The 18,229-nt window shown below is 31.1% G+C and carries 23 protein-coding genes; 4 read left to right on the top strand and 19 right to left on the bottom strand.

Going from position 1 to position 18,229, the window contains the following annotated elements:
- Window positions 1-19 precede the first annotated feature (19 nt).
- From ABXT65_RS05010 to ABXT65_RS05020, 3 genes are read right to left on the bottom strand one after another with little or no spacing between them, the layout of a single operon-like run.
- Window positions 20-913, bottom strand: coding sequence for a DMT family transporter (locus ABXT65_RS05010; protein WP_415322722.1), 894 nt, complete (start codon window positions 911-913; stop codon window positions 20-22).
- Window positions 900-1,853: a biotin-dependent carboxyltransferase family protein gene (locus tag ABXT65_RS05015; RefSeq protein WP_415322724.1), complete on the bottom strand. Its 954-nt coding sequence runs from the start codon at window positions 1,851-1,853 to the stop codon at window positions 900-902. The genes ABXT65_RS05010 and ABXT65_RS05015 overlap by 14 nt, the downstream gene beginning before the upstream one ends.
- Window positions 1,846-2,532 (bottom strand): 5-oxoprolinase subunit B family protein, encoded by a 687-nt coding sequence (locus ABXT65_RS05020; RefSeq protein ID WP_415322726.1) that lies wholly within the window; start codon window positions 2,530-2,532, stop codon window positions 1,846-1,848. The genes ABXT65_RS05015 and ABXT65_RS05020 overlap by 8 nt, the downstream gene beginning before the upstream one ends.
- A gap of 27 nt (window positions 2,533-2,559) precedes the next feature.
- Between ABXT65_RS05020 and ABXT65_RS05025 the strand changes: the two genes are divergently transcribed.
- Genes ABXT65_RS05025 through ABXT65_RS05035 form a run of 3 tightly spaced genes read left to right on the top strand, consistent with a single transcriptional unit; the run spans window position 2,560 to window position 4,477 of the window.
- The gene (locus tag ABXT65_RS05025) at window positions 2,560-3,333 is read left to right on the top strand and encodes a 5-oxoprolinase subunit PxpA (protein WP_415322728.1); all 774 of its coding nucleotides are present in this window, start codon (window positions 2,560-2,562) and stop codon (window positions 3,331-3,333) included.
- A gap of 26 nt (window positions 3,334-3,359) precedes the next feature.
- On the top strand, window positions 3,360-3,821 hold the full coding sequence (locus ABXT65_RS05030) for a tetratricopeptide repeat protein (protein ID WP_415324208.1): 462 nt from the start codon (window positions 3,360-3,362) through the stop codon (window positions 3,819-3,821).
- A gap of 41 nt (window positions 3,822-3,862) precedes the next feature.
- Window positions 3,863-4,477 carry a YjbE family putative metal transport protein gene (locus tag ABXT65_RS05035; protein ID WP_415322730.1) on the top strand — a complete coding sequence of 205 codons (615 nt, stop codon included), beginning with the start codon at window positions 3,863-3,865 and terminating at the stop codon, window positions 4,475-4,477.
- 1 nt (window position 4,478) lies between these two features.
- Here ABXT65_RS05035 and panB read toward each other — a convergent pair whose 3' ends face one another.
- From panB to ABXT65_RS05115, 16 genes are all read right to left on the bottom strand, one after another.
- Window positions 4,479-5,252: a 3-methyl-2-oxobutanoate hydroxymethyltransferase gene (panB, locus tag ABXT65_RS05040; protein WP_415322732.1), complete on the bottom strand. Its 774-nt coding sequence runs from the start codon at window positions 5,250-5,252 to the stop codon at window positions 4,479-4,481.
- Between the two features lie 4 nt (window positions 5,253-5,256).
- Window positions 5,257-5,676 carry a VOC family protein gene (locus ABXT65_RS05045; protein ID WP_415322734.1) on the bottom strand — a complete coding sequence of 140 codons (420 nt, stop codon included), beginning with the start codon at window positions 5,674-5,676 and terminating at the stop codon, window positions 5,257-5,259.
- Window positions 5,677-5,688: 12 nt separating this feature from the next.
- On the bottom strand, window positions 5,689-7,020 hold the full coding sequence (locus ABXT65_RS05050) for a branched-chain amino acid ABC transporter permease (protein ID WP_415324209.1): 1,332 nt from the start codon (window positions 7,018-7,020) through the stop codon (window positions 5,689-5,691).
- A 35-nt stretch (window positions 7,021-7,055) separates the two neighbouring features.
- Complete coding sequence (locus ABXT65_RS05055) at window positions 7,056-8,066, bottom strand: branched-chain amino acid ABC transporter permease (RefSeq protein ID WP_415322736.1); 1,011 nt, start codon at window positions 8,064-8,066, stop codon at window positions 7,056-7,058.
- A gap of 1 nt (window position 8,067) precedes the next feature.
- Window positions 8,068-8,775, bottom strand: coding sequence for an ABC transporter ATP-binding protein (locus tag ABXT65_RS05060; RefSeq protein WP_415322738.1), 708 nt, complete (start codon window positions 8,773-8,775; stop codon window positions 8,068-8,070).
- Window positions 8,775-9,563 carry an ABC transporter ATP-binding protein gene (locus ABXT65_RS05065; protein WP_415322740.1) on the bottom strand — a complete coding sequence of 263 codons (789 nt, stop codon included), beginning with the start codon at window positions 9,561-9,563 and terminating at the stop codon, window positions 8,775-8,777. Before ABXT65_RS05065 ends, ABXT65_RS05060 begins: the two co-directional genes overlap by 1 nt.
- A 6-nt stretch (window positions 9,564-9,569) precedes the next feature.
- Window positions 9,570-10,337 carry a pyrroline-5-carboxylate reductase gene (locus ABXT65_RS05070; protein ID WP_415322742.1) on the bottom strand — a complete coding sequence of 256 codons (768 nt, stop codon included), beginning with the start codon at window positions 10,335-10,337 and terminating at the stop codon, window positions 9,570-9,572.
- Between the two features lie 32 nt (window positions 10,338-10,369).
- Entirely contained in the window at window positions 10,370-11,281 is a 912-nt protein-coding gene (glaH, locus tag ABXT65_RS05075; RefSeq protein ID WP_415322744.1) for a glutarate dioxygenase GlaH, read from the bottom strand.
- Window positions 11,281-11,604 (bottom strand): AzlD domain-containing protein, encoded by a 324-nt coding sequence (locus tag ABXT65_RS05080; RefSeq protein ID WP_415322745.1) that lies wholly within the window; start codon window positions 11,602-11,604, stop codon window positions 11,281-11,283. The genes glaH and ABXT65_RS05080 overlap by 1 nt, the downstream gene beginning before the upstream one ends.
- Entirely contained in the window at window positions 11,594-12,298 is a 705-nt protein-coding gene (locus tag ABXT65_RS05085; RefSeq protein WP_415322747.1) for an AzlC family ABC transporter permease, read from the bottom strand. Before ABXT65_RS05085 ends, ABXT65_RS05080 begins: the two co-directional genes overlap by 11 nt.
- The gene (locus ABXT65_RS05090; protein WP_415322749.1) at window positions 12,298-13,083 is read right to left on the bottom strand and encodes an ABC transporter ATP-binding protein; all 786 of its coding nucleotides are present in this window, start codon (window positions 13,081-13,083) and stop codon (window positions 12,298-12,300) included. Before ABXT65_RS05090 ends, ABXT65_RS05085 begins: the two co-directional genes overlap by 1 nt.
- Complete coding sequence (locus ABXT65_RS05095) at window positions 13,083-13,823, bottom strand: ABC transporter ATP-binding protein (protein WP_415322751.1); 741 nt, start codon at window positions 13,821-13,823, stop codon at window positions 13,083-13,085. Before ABXT65_RS05095 ends, ABXT65_RS05090 begins: the two co-directional genes overlap by 1 nt.
- The gene (locus tag ABXT65_RS05100; protein ID WP_415322753.1) at window positions 13,823-14,875 is read right to left on the bottom strand and encodes a branched-chain amino acid ABC transporter permease; all 1,053 of its coding nucleotides are present in this window, start codon (window positions 14,873-14,875) and stop codon (window positions 13,823-13,825) included. The genes ABXT65_RS05095 and ABXT65_RS05100 overlap by 1 nt, the downstream gene beginning before the upstream one ends.
- Window positions 14,875-15,768: a branched-chain amino acid ABC transporter permease gene (locus tag ABXT65_RS05105; RefSeq protein WP_168607277.1), complete on the bottom strand. Its 894-nt coding sequence runs from the start codon at window positions 15,766-15,768 to the stop codon at window positions 14,875-14,877. Before ABXT65_RS05105 ends, ABXT65_RS05100 begins: the two co-directional genes overlap by 1 nt.
- A 64-nt stretch (window positions 15,769-15,832) precedes the next feature.
- Window positions 15,833-17,074: an amino acid ABC transporter substrate-binding protein gene (locus ABXT65_RS05110; RefSeq protein WP_415295405.1), complete on the bottom strand. Its 1,242-nt coding sequence runs from the start codon at window positions 17,072-17,074 to the stop codon at window positions 15,833-15,835.
- 112 nt (window positions 17,075-17,186) lie between these two features.
- Window positions 17,187-17,801 carry a LysE family translocator gene (locus ABXT65_RS05115; protein WP_415322755.1) on the bottom strand — a complete coding sequence of 205 codons (615 nt, stop codon included), beginning with the start codon at window positions 17,799-17,801 and terminating at the stop codon, window positions 17,187-17,189.
- 128 nt (window positions 17,802-17,929) lie between these two features.
- Here ABXT65_RS05115 and ABXT65_RS05120 point away from each other — a divergent pair, with 128 nt between their 5' ends.
- Complete coding sequence (locus ABXT65_RS05120; RefSeq protein ID WP_415322757.1) at window positions 17,930-18,226, top strand: TIGR03643 family protein; 297 nt, start codon at window positions 17,930-17,932, stop codon at window positions 18,224-18,226.
- Window positions 18,227-18,229 lie beyond the last annotated feature (3 nt).

Genomic DNA, 18,229 nt, shown 5'->3' on the forward strand with positions numbered 1-18,229 from the left:
TACCAGATGTATGTCAGAGTCAATTAATAATTTTTTCTTTTTTATTACACAAAAGCAACGATGAAAATTGAAGTAAAACAGCAAATAGAATAATTACACCTCCAATTAATGTAAATAATGATGCTCGTTCACCTGCAAATAAAAAAGCCCAAATAGGTCCTAAAACAGATTCGGATAGCATAATTACTCCAACCATTGCTGAGGGTGTGCTACGTGCGCCGATGGTGATAAATATAAAGCCAAAACCAACTTGAAAAAAGCCTGCTAAGAAGCCTAAAAATATATCATTAGGCGAAACCATTAAATTATGTGAATAATAAATACATACGCTTAGCCCTATTAAACATGAGCTTACTCCAGCAACAAATTGTGCAGGTATCATGTCTACTGTAGGAAATTTTCTTACTATCATGATTAAGACCGCAAATGTAATAGGCATTGTAAATGCAGCTAAATTTCCTGAAAGATTACCTGGTCTAAGATCATTACCAACCATTAAAGTAACTCCTGTTATTGCTAATATTATTGAAACTAAAGTGATTGTTGAAATTTTTTCTTTTAAAAATAAGTAACCAAAAATTGCAAGAAATAAAATCTGTAATGATATTATAAAATTAGTATTAGCAACTGATGTATTAGACATTGCATATACATAGCCACAAAATCCAAATGATAATACAATACCTCCAAAAAAACCTGGTAATCCTGATTTATAGAAAGAACTTAAAGTTTTCTTTTTATAGGTAATTATTAGGAAGGCTAAAACGGTTAATGTGAAAAATAAAGATCTCCAAAAAAGAATTTGCCATTCGGTAGAGCCTTCAAATTTTTTTACAATAAGCCCACCAAAGCTTAAACTTAAAGCTCCCATAAAAATCAGTAATGGGCCAGGAATTTTATTAATTACATTCATTTAAATATTTATTTGTATCATCTGTGTATGCTTTAAATATATTTTGAGCTTCTTCAAGACTTACTTCTTTGAAATTTATAGCAGAACCGGGTATTAATTGACCAACACGATCTAAATCAGCAGAAATCACAACTCCTATTTTTGGATAACCTCCAATAGTACCGTGGTCAGAAAGCATAATAATGGGATTGCCGTCTGCTGGCACTTGTATAGTTCCTCTAACAAGACCTTCAGATTTAATATTTGTGTTAATAATGTTTTCTAAATTATGACCACTTAACCTAATCCCCATTCTATCTGCTAATTTAGTAACTGAAAATTCTTTGTTAAAAAAAATATTTTGTGATTCATTTGAGAAATAATCAAAATTTGTACCCTTAATAACTCTAATTATATTATCTGAAAGATCGTTATAGTTTATTTTTATTTCTTTGCTTATTTGTAAATTTGAATTTTTTATAAAAATTTTATCTTCTATAGAATATTTTTTTCCATTATTTGAGCCAATATTTGCTTTTGTGTTTGTTGAATAACTGTTCCAAACTTTTTCTAATTCAAAACCCCCGTTGACTGATAAATATCCATAAGCAGTATTTTTTGTTGATATTATATCTATTTGATCCTCATCCTCTAATATATAATTTTTATAGCATACACCATCTTCAATCCTTGAGTTTTGTTTAATTATCTTAAAGAGCACATCTCCCGTTATGCTAAAATTAATCTTACCATTTTTTAATTTTAAAAGTGGCCCTTGATATGCAAATTCTACAACTGCTTGATTTAAATCATTGTTAACCAGCTTATTACTTAATTTATAATTTCTTTGATCAATTGCACCACTCACAGTAATGCCCAGATGGTGCATGTGATTTCTTCCTTTGTCCTGAATAGTTGTATTAATACCTGGTCTTAAAATTTCAAAATATGTATTACTCATTCCAGTATAAAAACTCCTCTTTGGATATTTGATAAAAACTTACCTTATTACCTGGTTTAATTAACACTGGTTCTTCTAAATTTAATTGGTCAAAAATTTTTTTAGGCGTGTTTCCAATAACGTTCCACCCACCAGGACTTTCAAAGGTATAAATATTTGAAAATTGTTCTGTTATGCCTACGGATCCTTTTGGTACTTTTACTCTTGGTGTCTCTAATCTATCACATCTAATATCTTTATTGATATCTCCCAAAAAAGGCATGCCTGCAATAAATCCTGTCATATAACAAAAGTATTCTTTATTTAGGTAAAGTTCTAATATCTCTTCTTTTGAAAGCTTTGTCTTATTTGAAAGTCTATCAAAATCTAATCCAAATTCATCATCACAACAAATTGGAATTTCAATTTTTTTATAATTATTTTTAAAATCCTTATTAACATTTAGATTTAAAATTATTTTTTTTATTTCAGTATAATTTGTTACTGATAAGTCAAAACTAATAATCAACTTATTATAAGATGGAGTAATATTATTTATTCCATTAATCTTACGCTCTTCAACTAACTTCGATAAACTATTAAAATAATTAATAACATTTAAGTTTATTTTTTCATTTACTTCTGATCCAAAATCACAATATACAGCTGCATCACCAAGATTAGATATATTTTTGATCATAACATGTTATAGTATATACTTTAAGTTATGGAAATTAATATCAATTGTGATTTAGGTGAAAAATCAAAATTTCATTCTACTGAGAATGATCCTGCTTTATTAAATATTGTAAATTCAGCAAATATTGCTTGTGGTTTTCATGCTGGTGATAATGAGACTATGAAAATGGTTATTAAAACTTCTAAGGAAAATAAAGTTAGTATTGGAGCCCATCCTTCGTTTAACGATCCTGAAAATTTTGGAAGAAAAAGAATGAATTTGAATTCTTTAAATATAAAAAAATTAATTATTGACCAGTATGAAATTCTTCAAAATTTTGCTCAAGAACAAAATGAAAAAGTAACACATATTAAACCTCATGGAGCATTAAACAATATGGCATGTGAAGATTTAGAATTAGCAACAACACTAGCAAATACTATATATAGTATTGATAAGGATATTATTTATCTTGTACCAACCGGCTCTAAAATGGAAGTAGCTGCAAAAAAACTAAATATGAAAATTGCATGTGAAATATTTGCTGACAGAAATTATGAGGATGATGGTAATTTAGTATCAAGATCAAAAGCAAATGCACTTATTATTGATCCAAATATCGCAAAAGAGCACGTCCTTAATATGGTTAAAAACCAATCGTTAAATTGTCTTAGCGGCAAAAAAATACCTTGTGAAATTGACTCAATTTGCATACATGGTGATAATAAGAGCTCATTGGACGCAGCAAAAATAATAAAACAAAATCTAGCTGACAACGGTCTCACATTAAAACCATTAAACAAAATGACTAAATTTAAGTAATTATGATAAAAAAATATTTACTCTTCATGTTTGTTTCTTTAATTTTTAATACTTCTATTTTTGCGGCTGGTAATGATGACTCATCTTCTAAGGTAGATGACTATTTAAAAGCTTCTAACTTGATAAAAGCTGCTAAGAAGTATGAAAAAAAAGGTAAAACTGAAAAAGCACGAAAACGATACGCTAAAGCACAGACACTTCTTCTAAAATCTAATATTGAGAAACCATTACAGGCAGATACACTCAATTACTTGGGCTTCACTACTAGAAAGCTTGGCGATTATGAAAAAGGTGAAGAATATTACCTACTTGGTCTAAAAATTGAACCTAATCATAAAGGAATAAACGAATACCTTGGAGAGCTTTATGTGGTTACTGAAAGAATAGATTTAGCTAAAGAAAGATTAGAAGTATTAAGCGGGTGTAACTGTGAAGAGTACGATGAGCTAAAAGAAATTATTGATGGAACAAAAAAATCTAAATATTAAATCATTGAATTAATATAATTATTTAATATTATAAAAGAACCTTGATTGAAGAATTCATAATTTTAACCCAAATTATCTTTATAGATATTATTTTAGCTGCTGATAATGCTATTATTATTGGTTTAATTGCTGCTAACTTTGTTCCAAAAAATAGAAAGCAAATAATTTTGTGGGGTGTTGCTGGTGCTTTAGTTTTTAAGATTATTTTTGCACTTTTTGCAACTTACTTGTTTGAATTTTATTATATTAAAATTTTAGGTGGATTGCTTCTAATCTGGATTGTTAACGATTTAAGAAAAGATTTAGTTGAGATGAAGAATAAGATTAAGTCTCCAATAAAAAAATCGACAGAGCCATCTTTTGTAAAAAGTATTTATAAAGTTTTGTTTGCAGATATTACGATAAGCTTTGACAATGTGATTGGTGTAGTTGGTGCTGCAAAAGGCTACTTTGGTTTTATGATATTTGGACTTATTTTATCAGTCGTATTGACGGGTGCTTTGGCTACTTATTTAGCAAATTATATCCAGAAACATTTATGGATAGCGTATATAGGTTTAGGATTTATTTTAATAGTAGCACTTCAATTAATAATTGGTGGATTAAATGATTATGGAGTTTTATCAATTAATGAAACTTTTAAACAATACTTTTAGTTTAATAAGAATGTTTTTTAGTAGGGAATTTAACTTTTGTTACATCCTGTTTAAATTTTAATGCTGCATCATTTATTTGCTTTTCAATATTTGAATACTTTTTAACGAATCTTGCACTAATTTTATTTAGTCCTATAAGATCATCTGTAACCAAAACTTGTCCATCACAGTGGGCTGAAGCACCTATTCCAATTGTCGGTATACTTATTGTTTTTGTAATTTCTTTTGCTAAAGAACTTTCCACACACTCTAAAACAATTGAAAAAACACCTGCCTCTTCTAAAAGTTTAGAATCTCTTAAAATATTTTTTCTTTCATTAGTATTTTTTCCCTTAAATTTAAAATTTGTTGCTGATTGAGGTAGTACTCCAAGATGACCCATCACCGGAATTTTATTCTTGATTAAAGTTTTGATTATTTGACAAACTTTTTTTCCACCCTCAAGCTTGACAGCATCACATTTTGTTTGTGAAATAATTTTTTTTGCATTTGTTAATGCTTCCTTTGGATTTAGATAAGTATTGTAAGGCATGTCCACAACCATTAGACTTTTTATAATACCCATTCTAACGCTTTTGGAATGTTGTATCATCATATCCAATGTTACCTTTTTTGTAGATGAAAAATTATACAAGACAGATCCAAGTGAATCTCCAACTAAAATAAGATCACAATGTTTATCAATTATAGATGCTATATTTTTAGAATAAGCAGTGAGACTTATAATTTTTGATTTATTTTTTTTTTTAATTAGGTCTAAAATTTTTTTTTGCATCTGTTTACCAAGAGCCAGTATTCTCCATTGATGCCCATGGTTCTTTGGTTTCTAAAGTACCTTCTTGTAAAATTTCTATAGATATATTGTCTGGAGATCTTACAAATGCCATATGACCATCTCTAGGAGGTCTATTTATTGTATAACCCATATTTTGCAATCTCTCACAAGTTTCATAAATATTTTCCACACGATATGCTAAGTGACCAAAATTTCTAGATCCATCTTCTAATTTGTCACCATCCCAATTATACGTTAGTTCTAATTCTGCTTTTTCATCACTCGGTGCAGCTAAGAAAATTAGTGTAAACCTGCCTTGTTCATTTTCTATTCTTCTTGTCTCAATTAAACCTAATCCATTACAGTAAAAATTTAATGACTTCTCAACATTTGAGATTCTAATCATTGTATGTAAATATTTCATAATATAATAATTTTATTTTATTTCGATTTTCTCAGGAAGTATACCTTTTGGACGGTATCTCATGATTAATAGAAGGCCCATACCCATCATTAAATATCTAAAGTATGGAACACTTTCAATCAAGTGAATTTTAAACGCATTTGTATCCGCTAGGCCTGCTGTAAATAGATTAATTAAGAAAAAAGCAATTGGCGATGCTTCAATCCATAAAAACCAGACTGCAAAACCACCTAAAATTGCTCCAAAATTATTTCCACTCCCTCCAACAATTACCATTACCCAAATAAGAAATGTATATCTCATCGGTTGATAACTTCCTGGTGTAAACAGGCCATCTTGTGTAACTAACATTGCACCTGCTATTCCCACTATTGCTGAGCCTAAAATAAATATTAACAAGTGTTGCTTAACAACATTTTTACCCATAGCATTTGCTGCCTCCTCATTATCTCTTATAGCTCTCATCATTCTTCCCCACGGAGAATAAAGAGCTTTTTGAGTAATTATTAACAAAACCACAACTACTATTAAAAATAATCCTGAATAACAAAGTTTTACAAATACTGAAGATCCTTCAATAACTAATTGATTAAGTGCCGCTTGTTTATCAGATATACTTGTCATTAAATCTAATTTACCAGAATTAAATTTTGCAACTAATTTTATAAACCATTCTTTAGTTTGAAGTTCAACCTCATAAGGTACTGGTCGATCTAATCCAATTACATTCTTAACACCTCTGGTTAGCCAGTCTTCGTGCTTTATGATAGCAATAATAATTTCTGAAATAAGTAATGTTGCGATAGCTAAATAGTCTGCACGCAATCCTAAAGCTACTTTACCCACTATAAATGCTAAACCTGCAGCAAAAAAAGCACCCACAATCCAAGAAAATACTATAGGCAAACCAAGTCCTCCAAGAAATCCTGTTGTTGCAGGATTAACACCTTCAATAGCTTCAATACTTGATTCTGATGTTGTTCTTATAATAACAATTCCAGCAATAATAATTGCTGCAATACCATAGGTTCTAATTTTTGATTTTTCAAAATTTTTTAATACAAAACGTACTGCAAACACCATCACGACTATTAACCACAAACACATTAAAATATTAAAACCACCTGCAACCCATGCTTCTTTTACAGGATCAACTGATATTAAAACTGCAGCTAACCCTCCTAGCGCAGCATAACCCATGAGACCAAAATTAATTAAACCAGCATATCCCCATTGAATATTTGCACCCATTGTCATCACTGCTGAAATTAAGCACATGTTAAAAATAGATAGAGCAACATTCCAAGATTGAAATATTCCAACCAAAACAATAAGTCCCAACATTATTGCATAGGCTATAATCACATTTAGGTGTTTTCTCACAGTACCTTCCCTTTAAATATTCCATTAGGTCTGTAGAGCAAAACAATCACCAATATAGAAAACGATACAGCAAATTTATAATCAGTTGATAAAAGTTGGACTAAACTTTCTGGCTCCATACTTGCTGGTAAAACATACATAAAGAATTTTTTGTAAGCATAGGTCAGGAATATTTCTGAAAAAGCTATAACATAACCACCTAAAAATGCTCCAAAAGGGTTTCCAATACCTCCTACAATTGCTGCAGCAAAAATTGGTAACATGTTATTAAAATAGGTAAATGGTTTAAAGCTTTTATCCAAACCATACAATGCACCACCAATAGTTGCCAAAATACCTGCAATAACCCATGTAATCATGACTACTCTTTTGGGGTCAATTCCAGAGAGTAAGGCTAAATCTTCGTTGTCTGAATAAGCTCGCATACTTTTTCCTGTTTTAGTTTTGTTTAAAAACCAAAATAAAATAGAGACTAATACTAGTGTTATAAATATTGTCATTACTTGGCTGGATTTAATTGCTAACCCCTCATTAAGCCCTGTCATTTCTTTAAACTCACCTGCTTTAATAATAAATCTTTCTCCATCAAAAAATCTTCTGTCACTAGGACCTATTATTATTCTAACTACGGCTTGTGTTACAAACATTACACCAATACTAACCATTGCAAGTTGAACGGGAGGGCTTTTGTTAACTCTATAATATCTGAATACAAATTTGTCTATGAAAAGCATGTACCCAATCATAAAGATTATAGCAAAAGGTATTGCAAGAAGGGCTGTTGGTAAAACACCTAAAGAAATCCCAATTGATTGAAAGTACCAAGTAATTAAAATAGTTACCATCGTTCCAAATGCCATCATGTCTCCAGTTGCAAAATTAGCAAATCTTAGAATTCCATAAATTAAGGTTACGAATATTGCACCTAGTGCTAACTGCGAACCATAAGTAAGAGCTGGCACAAAAATATAATTTAATAATAATATAATGGCATTTAAAAAATCCATATTATCCTCCTAAAAAAGAGCTTCTTACTCTTGGGTCATTTAATAACTCTTTACCTGTTCCCGCATATTTATTTTCTCCTGTAACTAGTACATACCCTCTATCAGAAATTTTAAGAGCTTGTTTTGCATTTTGTTCAACCATTAATATTGCAACATTAGTTCTTTTTACTTTAATGATATGATCAAATAACTCATCCATTACTATTGGGGATACACCAGCAGTAGGTTCATCCAACATTAAAACTGATGGTTTGATCATTAATGCCCTTCCGAGAGCAACTTGTTGTCTTTGACCACCTGACAACTCACCAACTAACTGATTTCTTTTTTCTCTTAATATTGGAAATAGTTCATAAATTTCTTCTATAATACTTTGATAATCATCACCTCTTAAATAAGCACCCATTTCTAAATTTTCCTCAACACTCATACCTGTAAAAACATTTTTTGTTTGCGGTACAAATGAAATACCTTCTCTAACTCTGTCTTGCGGAGAAAGTTTTGAAATATCTTTGCCATCAATTACAACAGAGCCTGATTTTAAGTTTATAAGACCAAGCAATGCTTTCATGGCAGTAGATTTACCCGCACCATTGGGTCCTAGAATTGATACTATCTCTCCTCTATTTACATCAACAGAACAAGAATTAATAATATCTGGTCCAGTGCCATATCCACCTGTCATTTTTAAACCTTCAAAAAAAGCCATTAATTTTCATCCTTTATTTTAGATCCTCTGCCCAGATAACTATCAATAACCTTTTCATCTTTCTTGGCCTCTTCAGCAGTACCTTCAAACAAAACAGAGCCTTCTGCCATAACGATAACAGGATCACATAACCTGCTTATAAACTCCATATCATGCTCGATCATACAGAATGTATATCCCTCTTCTTTATTTAATTTTATTATCGCTGTTCCCAGATCTTTGAGCAATGTTCGGTTAACACCAGCACCTACCTCGTCAAGCAGTACTAGTTTGGCATCTACCATCATGGTTCTTCCAAGTTCTAATAATTTTTTTTGTCCACCTGATAAATTTCCAGCTAACTCATTAGATAGATGTTTTAAATTTAAAAAATCTACAACATCTTGAGCTTTTTGTTTAACTACCAGTTCTTCAGTTCGAACAAGGTTTGGCTTTAATAAAGCCGTCATTAACTTTTCACCAGATTGATTTGCTGGTACCATCATTAAATTTTCTAAAACTGATAAATTTGTAAACTCATGTGCTATTTGAAAAGTTCTTAAGATTCCTTTTGAAAATAATTCATATGAAGGAACATCCGTTACATCTTCATCATAAAATAAAACTTTTCCACTTGATGTTTTTAAGTTTCCTGCAATTAAATTAAATAAAGTAGTTTTACCGGATCCATTTGGACCTATAATTCCTGTAATTGACCCTTCTTTAATTTTTAAAGAACAATCTGAGACCGCAGCCAAGCCACCAAAATATTTAGATAAATTTTCAATTTGTAAAATATTCTCGCTCATAAAATATTATTTATCTAATCTTTTATGAAGACCATTGAGTGCTTTTTCTAACTTTTTATAAAAACCTGATTTAGTTAACTCTTTAACTCCTTGTTCATTTAACCCATTGGGCGTTTGAGATTCTTTTACTAGAAATTTTAAATCTTTTTTTGAATTAACCACAGCATATTCGGACAAGGCTAAAAACAAAGAAGTTACATATTTTTTTGCATTATCTCTTTTAACTCCTCTTTTAACCAACCAATCAGTCAACACTCTTAACATCTCATAAAAAGGTGCCATCATTCCAGAGATTGACCAAAAGTTAATTGAAGATTTTTCATTTTTAATTTCGACTGTTGTTCCGATCTTATTAAAAAATTCTTTAACTTTTTTATTTGGCGGGCAGATTGGTATGGGGCCTTTTTTTAATGAAATTGGAGGCAAAGGTATTGCTCTTACTATTTTTGCTTTAACTTTAATTGTTTTTTTTAATTGAGCCAAATTAATGGTTGAGATAAAGCTGATAATGGTTTGATTGGATTTAAATTTTAAATCTTTAATAATTTTTTCTCCAACAGAAGGGGTTACTGATAAAAATATCCAATCACATGAATTAACTATTTCTTGGTTATCCTTGGCTATAGCAACCTTTTTAAACTTTTTTACCAAACTTTGAGATATCCCTTTGTTTCTTTTTGAGATTAATATCTTTTTATAAGATATTTTAGAACTACAAATGCCTGTAATTACAGAGGATGTTATCTTTCCTGTTCCTATAAAGCCTAATTTCATAATTAAGGATACTTATAGTGAATAATATAGAATTAATTAATAAAAAAAGAGCCCCTAATTCTTAGTAGTTCTCTGCTTAAATCTTCGTTCTCTTTGAAAGGTTTTCTTCCATGTAGCCAAAAATAATTATTAGCAACTATGGCTGATCCAACTGGGAGTTTTGTTATTACCTTGTTTTTACTTTCTTCCAATCCATCAGATAATTTTTGTAAAAAATTCCCTTGAGCCATATTTTTTGGTTCTGGAAATTGATCTATATAAGAAATTTGAGGTTTACCTTTGCTATCAACTGAAAAAACAGGATGCTCTACTTTGTAATCAATATTTTTACTTTTAGGAGAGCCCCAAAAAAAGTTTTTCCTCCCCACTGGGTCATTAAATAAGTCCTTACAATGCTCCCAATCATCGAGGTGAAGCATAGCGGTTTCTCCACCTTCTACATTGTGTTCTTGTATTTTGGTCATTAAAAGCCAATCTGTAATTTCATTAACATATGTTCCATCAGTATGAAGATCCATATTAGTATAAGCTTTTCTTAAATATGAATCGCTTTTATCCTCATGCTTAACAAAAAACCTGGCGTAATATTTTCCTGCCATTGAATCATGATTTGGATTACCAATTAAATGTGCAATAGATGTTGATAGTTTTACTAAAAAATTGTCATCAATTTTAGAACTAATATTTTTAGGACCAATTATAAAGCAACCTGTTGCTCTATCTCTTATTATGAGGTTCATAAGTTTACTTAGCTTGTTAAAAGTAAGATCATCTAAACTTTTAGCTAAAGTAAAACGAGTGAATGGTTTGTACTCAAGTGCAGTTATATTAAATTTATTAAAAGGAAATATTAATTTCTCAAGAATTTCATCTTCAATTTTAATATTAATTATTTTTTTAGATTTTTCGTGTTCAAAAATTTTAAATCCTTTTATTGTTTCCATTATAGATAATTGTTAAATAAAGCCATCATAATAGCAGAAATTACCGTTGGATAAACGAAATTTCTTTTTGAAATAAAAAATATAAACAAACAAAATAAAACTACAACAATTCTACTTAGATAACTTGCTTCAGATAAAACTCCTACGGGAAAAATAATAGTTCTAGCAATCAAGGATGCTAAAGTTGAATAAGCTAGACAATTAAACCATCTAAATAATTTTGAAGTTTCTTTTATTCCTTTGGATGAAATTACACCCAATAATCTAGATGAAAAAGTTGCTAATGATGTAACTAAAATTGCGAGAATTACACTAGTTGACATTTAACTCTCCAATAAAATAAGCAATGGTTCCACCAACTAGACCACCAAGTAAAATTGACCATTCAGGTGAAAGAAAATAAAATATTGGTCCCAATACTAAGCCCAAAATCACTGAGGCTGTAAGTTGAATAGTCTTCATTGCACCCACCATCATACATAAGAAATAAATTGGGTTTAAAATTGCTAAACCTATCATCATATTTTTATCTAGATAATCAGATGCATAAAAACCAATAAAAGTGCCTATTACTGCTGTAGTCCAGGTTGCACAACCAATTCCAATCCAGAAATCAATTCTGTGTTTTTTTTCTATACTTTTATAATTACTCTTCATTATTAACCATGCCGACACAGCAATAAAATGACATGAAAAATAATATTTCCACTTAGGTTGGCTTTTATGCATCATTAATGGGAATAAAGAAACTGCCATTGGATAAAGTCGTGCATTAACAAACCATACTGCTAAAAAAATATTTAATAATGATGCTCCAACTAATAACGACTCTGCCATAACCAATGAACCAGGCAAAGCATAAGTGAGCATTGTTGAAAAAATACTTTCTTGAATATTAAATCCTAAATTTTTAAGAAGTGCTCCAATAGCGATAAAACAACAACCAAGTGCAAGTGCTGGACTATCTGGAGCTAGAATTGATTTAAAACCTTTAAAGAAAAATTCTTTATTAATCATTAGCCTCCAAGGAATAATCTACCAACATCAGGGTTTTTTAATAAATCATCCCCTTTGCCAGCAATCGCAGTTTGTCCTGATACTAAAACGTATCCAATATCCGCAAACTCTAATCCTTTTTTTGCATTTTGTTCTACTAAAATAATTGTTTTCTTTTCTGTTTGTTGAAGGTCTCTTAAAATTTCAAAAACCATGTCAATATATCTTGGCTCTAATCCAATAGATGGTTCATCTACAAGTAATACTGAAGGTTTCATAACTAATGCTCTTGATATTTCTAATAATCTTCTTTCTCCACCTGATAAAACTTTAGCAGGTTGATTTCTTCTATTTCTTAATCTTTCATATTTTTCAAAAATTCTTTCTGCTTCTTGATAAGATTCGTCAGTATTTTCTTTAGAATAGCCACCCATCAATAAATTTTCTTCAACAGTCATATCTGGAAAAACAGAATTATCTTGAAGTATATAAGCAATTCCACATGATGTAAGTTTTTGAGCTGGAGTTAAGTTAGTAATTTCTTTTCCATCAATTTCTATTTGCCCTGAAAAAATATTTGTAAATCCATAAATAGAATGAAGTATTGTAGATTTCCCTGCACCATTTGGACCAATCAAACATAGTGACTGAGCCTTACTTACATTTAAATTAAAATCATGAAGTATTTCCATTTTACCATAACCCGCTGATAATTTTTTTATAGTTAAGTGATTATTATCTGGTGATAATCTTTGTAAATCTTCTGGCCCTGGTGCTTTACCTAATACATCATATTGATTTGACATTATTGTGCTCCCAAGTAAGCGTCTAGCACTCGCTTATCATTTTTAATTTCATCTGGAGTTCCATTTGCTAACATTTGACCATGTGCTAGACAAAAAACTCTTTGTGCTAAATTCATAATTACTTTCATGTTGTGCTCTATAACTAGCAAGGTAATTCCATAGTCCTTATTAACACTGATCAAACGGTCAATAATTCCATTAATTAAAGTGGGGTTTATCCCAGCTGTTGGTTCATCTAATAAAAGCATTTTAGGTTCATTCATTAGTGCCATAGCAAGTTCCAGTAGTTTTTGTTGTCCAAAAGAAAGATCTCCTGCTCTAAGTTTTCTTTTTTGATGAAGGCCTACAAATTTTAATAACGTCTCAGCCTTATCTGTTAAATCAGGAGGTATCTTTTGAAATACTGATAATATTCCATCATTCTCTGGTTTGTTACTGATTAACATATTCTGAATACAGTTTAATTTCCCATAAATCCTTGTTTGTTGAAAAGTTCTTAGGAGTCCAAGCTTTGCAACAACTGGTACTGGCAGTTCTGAAACTTCTGTACCGTCAAATTTAATTGAACCATTGTCGATTGGATAAGTTCCTACAATTGAATTAAATAAAGTAGTTTTACCAGATCCATTTGGACCAATCAATCCAACAATTGAACCTTGCTCAACTGACATTGAAATATCAACGTTGGCTTTAACGCCACCAAAAGACTTACTTACGTTTGAGATGTCTAATATAGCCATTACTTTAATTCCACCTGTGCTTTTAAGTCAGCTTCATCTACAACTTCACCAAATCTTTCAGGATACTTTTCTCTTAACCATCCCATTACCCCTTCAGGAAAATAAACAACGATTACAATAATTAAAACTCCAAGAGCAACATACTGCCAACCCAAGAAGTAAGTCCAAAAACCTTCTTTAAATAAGTGAAATATAGTTGCACCAACAAGTGGTCCCCATAAAGTTCCTTTACCACCAAGGATTGCCATTAAAACCATAAACACACCAAACGTTGGTCCAGCAAATGCAATTTCAGTTGGTTCAATATAACCATTAATATGACCCATTAATCCTCCAGCAATTCCAACAAAGAAAGCTGAGACCATCCAGCCAATAATTTTATATCTCATTGTATGAATTCCCATCGCCTCCGCTTTATCTTCATTGTCTCTTATTGCATTTAAAACTAAACCAAATCTTGTGCTGTAGGCCCACTTCAAAGTAATAAAAGTTACAGCTGCAAGAGCAAAACACAAATAATATAAAAACTGAGATGATGATGCGTTAGATCCAAATCCCTTTGGCCAAACTGGAACTGTCATACCTTGACCTGCACCAATTATCTCAATTCCACCCGCAAGTTCACCTGCAGCAATTCCTAATGCTAATGTACAAATTGCAAAGTAATGCCCTCTTAAGCCTAAAATCCCATAACCAATTACTCCTGCAATTATTGTCGGAATAATTCCTGCTAATAATATACCAACACCAAAACCTTGAAAAAATTGAGGGATAGTGTGAACAAAAGTTTTTTCTCCGCCTGCATCTGTCCACTCAGCTAATGAGAAAAACATTGCTATTTGAGTACTTGATGCAACATACATTCCAACACCAAAAAATAATATATTACCGAACGTGTTGTAACCCATCTGTCCACCTTGAACATCCCAAGTCATAGCCAAAACAATTAGAATATATAAAAATGATAATTGTAGTTTATAAGCAGGGAATATGAATGCTCCAGCCAAACCAAAAATTATTAAGCCTGCGTATAGGAGTGTATTTTTATTCATTATTTTAAATATTCTCTTTTTCGAGCTAATTTAAACCTTCTATATACCAGTATGATGACTAGTAAGGAGAATACTGCTGCAATTCTAAATTCTGTTCCAAGCAGATAATCTGCCCATTCTTCAAATACTCCAAGGCCCATACCAGATATTGCAACAGCTGGTAAATTTCCTAGTCCTGCAATAATTACAATCATAAAAGATCTAACCGTGTAAGGTAGTCCTGTATAAGGGTGAAGAGTAAATGTAATTGCAATACAAGCTCCTGCAATTCCGCATAATGCTGCATTAATTCCAAAGGTTGCTGCATATACTTTTTCTGTATCAACACCCAAAATCTTTGCTGCTCTTGCATTCTGAGCTGTTGCTCTAATTGCTCTACCTAATTTCGATTTCTTCATGTAGATGACAAGAATAATTGCAGATATTACACAAACTGCTCCTGAAAATATTTTAGCATTTGGCAGTGTAACTGAGTTATTAAATAACATTGTGGTTCCAAAATTTGATTGAGCAACTACTACGTCTGCACCAAATGCAAAATTCATTAATTGCTGAGCTAAAATACTAATTCCAAATGTTGCAAGTATTGAAGTGAACAAATCTTTGTCTACTACTTTATTAATAACAAGCTTGTACATTCCCCAACCCACGCAATACATAATGATTGGTGATACAATCACTCCAAAGGCTGGGTGAATTCCTGACAGATACATAAAGTATGCAATGTATCCACCCATGATTACTAATTCTCCTTGAGCAATGTTTATTATATTCATTACTCCCCACTGCAATGCCATCCCGTAAGCAATTAATGCAAACAAAATACCAAGAAGTATTCCATCCATTGATGCTTGAACCATTAAGATCGGTGCTTGAAAAATTAAGAAATCCATAAATTCTTTAGATGTTTATAAAAAAATGCCCCCTATTACTAGGGAGCATTTTGCATATTAGGTATTATCTTTCTGACCAAGATGGAATTGGGTGTACCAACTCAGCTGATGCCCATTTTGTTGGAGCTACAACTTTGTTTTCACACACACTACCATCATCGTTACATGATACTTGGAAAAGCACCATTGGCTTAGATACATTTTGACCACCTGCAGCAAATTTTATGTTTCCATAAAAAGTTTGCATATCGGTTGCAGCTAAAGCATCTCTAACTTTTTTAGTATCAAATGATTGTGCTCTTTCGAACGCATCTTTAAAAACTAATAAAGCAGCAGAAGATTCAGCAGCTTGATATGGCGGTGCATATCCAAATGCTTTAGTGAAGTCTGCATCATATTTCATACCACCACCAAAGTAGTTGTCTTTGTATGATAGAGATTTATGCCATTGAGAAGCACAAAGTGCGTACTCAGAAGCTTTACCATGTTGCTTAGATAATTTTGCAGCATCACAGTGAGTCATTGCTAACATTTTCACATCAACTTTCATCTCTGAAATTTGTCTAACAGCTGTCAAAGCACCTTTAGTATGACCTGAAACTACAAGAACGTCTGGATTAGTAGCTTTTACTTTAGATAAAGTAGCAGCCATATCGTTAAGTTCTTTTGGTAACTTGTCATCTATAATGATTTTAGAACCTGTTCTTTTAGCAGCTTCGACAATGCCCAATCTCACATCTTGTGAGAAAGCATCTTGTTCAAATGCCATTGCAATCTTAACTGGTTTTCCACCATTTTTTTCAACTGCAAGGTCAATTGCTACATCAAGATATAAGTTTGCTGGAGCAAGTACTGCAAATAAATACTTATATCCTTTAGTGAATAACGATCTAGACGCACCGTTCGCTTCAACCATAGGAACTTCATATTTTTCAGTTACAGGAGCCATAGCTTTTGTAAGTCCTGAGCTATAAGGCCCAAGCATAAACTTAACACCATCTTGTTGGATTAATCTTTCTGCAAGTTGTGCTGCTCTTCCAGAGTTTGATTCATCATCGTAATAAATAATGTCAAATTTGTAAGTTTTTCCACCAACTTTAACACCACCCATGCTGTTAATTCTCTCAACTGCTAAGTTATAGCCGTTTTGAGTATGAACACCATTAGATGAATATTTTCCAGTTAATGAAACAGCCGCACCTAAAATAATTTTATCTCCAACTACCTTCGCGAAAGATATAGTTGAAGCTGAAATTAAAAGAGCAATTGCAGAAACTAACGTAATTAGTATATTTCTGATTTTCATTTTATTTTATCCTCTATTAGTTTTAAATTTAAAAAACAATTAAACATCTAAATGAAGAAAAACACAACTAGCGTCATACAAACTTAATTGCCGCAATCTTATTGATATATTTTTAATACTTTTGAATAAGCGCAATTATAATTGCAATTACTATTAATACGCACGCTGAAATTGTATTTATAACTTTTGGATTAGCTTTAATCCAAATAATTAACTTTCTAGCAAGTATCGCATAAGCAACTAAAGATAAAAAGTCTAAAACTACATACGTTGTGATCAAAATAAAAAATTGAACAATATAATTTGAATTAAAGTCAATAAACTGTGGGAAAACTAAAGGAAAGAACATCCAAGCCTTAGGACTTGTTCCTGCAACTAAAAACCCATCTTTAAAAAAAGAAAAAAAACTTTTAGATGAAATATTTTTTGAATTAATATCTTTTGGTCTTGAATTATAAAGATCATAAGCAAGATAAAGTAAGTAAGCAATTCCTACCCACTTAAAAGTATTTAAAAAATTGGGATTATCGACAAAAAAAGATCCAAGAACAAAAATTACCAATGTTGCTTGAATAATATTTGCAGTAATATCTCCTAGTGCAGTCCAAACACATTTTTGAACTCCATAATTCATAGAATAAGAAATAATAACAATTCTTGGTGTTCCAGGAGTAATAAATAAGAATAATATAATCTGTAAAAAAAGAAAATAATTTAAGGGGAACATTTTAAAGGTTTGGATAGTCCTAAAAAAACCGGGAGCTAAAGATGGCTAAATAGGACTACCATATATATTTATAATAGCACGAGACCAAATAGAATGCATTAATCATTTTTTTCAAATATAAAGGATTTATGAAAAAAAAAGGTCACACCCCCATAACTAGGGTTAAAAATCCAGAACCCCATATATCAGATCCTGACTGGATAGTCTGGGCAGCTTGGGCAGACCGTATTACTTTTGAGGAAATTGAACAAAAGACAGGAAAGACAGAAGCTGAGGTTATTAAGATTATGCGTAGATCTATAAAACCAGTTTCTTTTAGATTATGGAGAAAAAGAGTTAATCAAAAAAGTATTAAACACAGAAAAAAGTTTGAATATTCCAGAAAAGAAATAACTAGCAAAATTAAAAAGAATGATTATTTATAACTT

The organism is Candidatus Pelagibacter sp. Uisw_127, assembly GCF_047722515.1.
Classification (GTDB): domain Bacteria; phylum Pseudomonadota; class Alphaproteobacteria; order Pelagibacterales; family Pelagibacteraceae; genus Pelagibacter.

What these genes read in the sequence shown, in the direction of transcription:
- panB (WP_415322732.1), bottom strand. Translation starts at nt 5,252, where the DNA reads ATGCAAAAAAAAATTTTAGACCTAATTAAAAAAAAAAATAAATCAAAA.
- ABXT65_RS05070 (WP_415322742.1), bottom strand. Translation starts at nt 10,337, where the DNA reads ATGAAATTAGGCTTTATAGGAACAGGAAAGATAACATCCTCTGTAATT.
- ABXT65_RS05085 (WP_415322747.1), bottom strand. Translation starts at nt 12,298, where the DNA reads ATGATTAATAAAGAATTTTTCTTTAAAGGTTTTAAATCAATTCTAGCT.
- ABXT65_RS05015 (WP_415322724.1), bottom strand. Translation starts at nt 1,853, where the DNA reads ATGAGTAATACATATTTTGAAATTTTAAGACCAGGTATTAATACAACT.
- ABXT65_RS05060 (WP_415322738.1), bottom strand. Translation starts at nt 8,775, where the DNA reads ATGGCTTTTTTTGAAGGTTTAAAAATGACAGGTGGATATGGCACTGGA.
- ABXT65_RS05030 (WP_415324208.1), top strand. Translation starts at nt 3,360, where the DNA reads ATGTTTGTTTCTTTAATTTTTAATACTTCTATTTTTGCGGCTGGTAAT.
- ABXT65_RS05025 (WP_415322728.1), top strand. Translation starts at nt 2,560, where the DNA reads ATGGAAATTAATATCAATTGTGATTTAGGTGAAAAATCAAAATTTCAT.
- ABXT65_RS05120 (WP_415322757.1), top strand. Translation starts at nt 17,930, where the DNA reads ATGAAAAAAAAAGGTCACACCCCCATAACTAGGGTTAAAAATCCAGAA.
- ABXT65_RS05080 (WP_415322745.1), bottom strand. Translation starts at nt 11,604, where the DNA reads ATGTCAACTAGTGTAATTCTCGCAATTTTAGTTACATCATTAGCAACT.
- ABXT65_RS05065 (WP_415322740.1), bottom strand. Translation starts at nt 9,563, where the DNA reads ATGAGCGAGAATATTTTACAAATTGAAAATTTATCTAAATATTTTGGT.
- ABXT65_RS05110 (WP_415295405.1), bottom strand. Translation starts at nt 17,074, where the DNA reads ATGAAAATCAGAAATATACTAATTACGTTAGTTTCTGCAATTGCTCTT.
- ABXT65_RS05010 (WP_415322722.1), bottom strand. Translation starts at nt 913, where the DNA reads ATGAATGTAATTAATAAAATTCCTGGCCCATTACTGATTTTTATGGGA.
- glaH (WP_415322744.1), bottom strand. Translation starts at nt 11,281, where the DNA reads ATGGAAACAATAAAAGGATTTAAAATTTTTGAACACGAAAAATCTAAA.
- ABXT65_RS05020 (WP_415322726.1), bottom strand. Translation starts at nt 2,532, where the DNA reads ATGATCAAAAATATATCTAATCTTGGTGATGCAGCTGTATATTGTGAT.
- ABXT65_RS05090 (WP_415322749.1), bottom strand. Translation starts at nt 13,083, where the DNA reads ATGTCAAATCAATATGATGTATTAGGTAAAGCACCAGGGCCAGAAGAT.
- ABXT65_RS05115 (WP_415322755.1), bottom strand. Translation starts at nt 17,801, where the DNA reads ATGTTCCCCTTAAATTATTTTCTTTTTTTACAGATTATATTATTCTTA.
- ABXT65_RS05095 (WP_415322751.1), bottom strand. Translation starts at nt 13,823, where the DNA reads ATGGCTATATTAGACATCTCAAACGTAAGTAAGTCTTTTGGTGGCGTT.
- ABXT65_RS05100 (WP_415322753.1), bottom strand. Translation starts at nt 14,875, where the DNA reads ATGAATAAAAATACACTCCTATACGCAGGCTTAATAATTTTTGGTTTG.
- ABXT65_RS05055 (WP_415322736.1), bottom strand. Translation starts at nt 8,066, where the DNA reads ATGGATTTTTTAAATGCCATTATATTATTATTAAATTATATTTTTGTG.
- ABXT65_RS05045 (WP_415322734.1), bottom strand. Translation starts at nt 5,676, where the DNA reads ATGAAATATTTACATACAATGATTAGAATCTCAAATGTTGAGAAGTCA.
- ABXT65_RS05105 (WP_168607277.1), bottom strand. Translation starts at nt 15,768, where the DNA reads ATGGATTTCTTAATTTTTCAAGCACCGATCTTAATGGTTCAAGCATCA.
- ABXT65_RS05050 (WP_415324209.1), bottom strand. Translation starts at nt 7,020, where the DNA reads ATGTTGGGACTTATTGTTTTGGTTGGAATATTTCAATCTTGGAATGTT.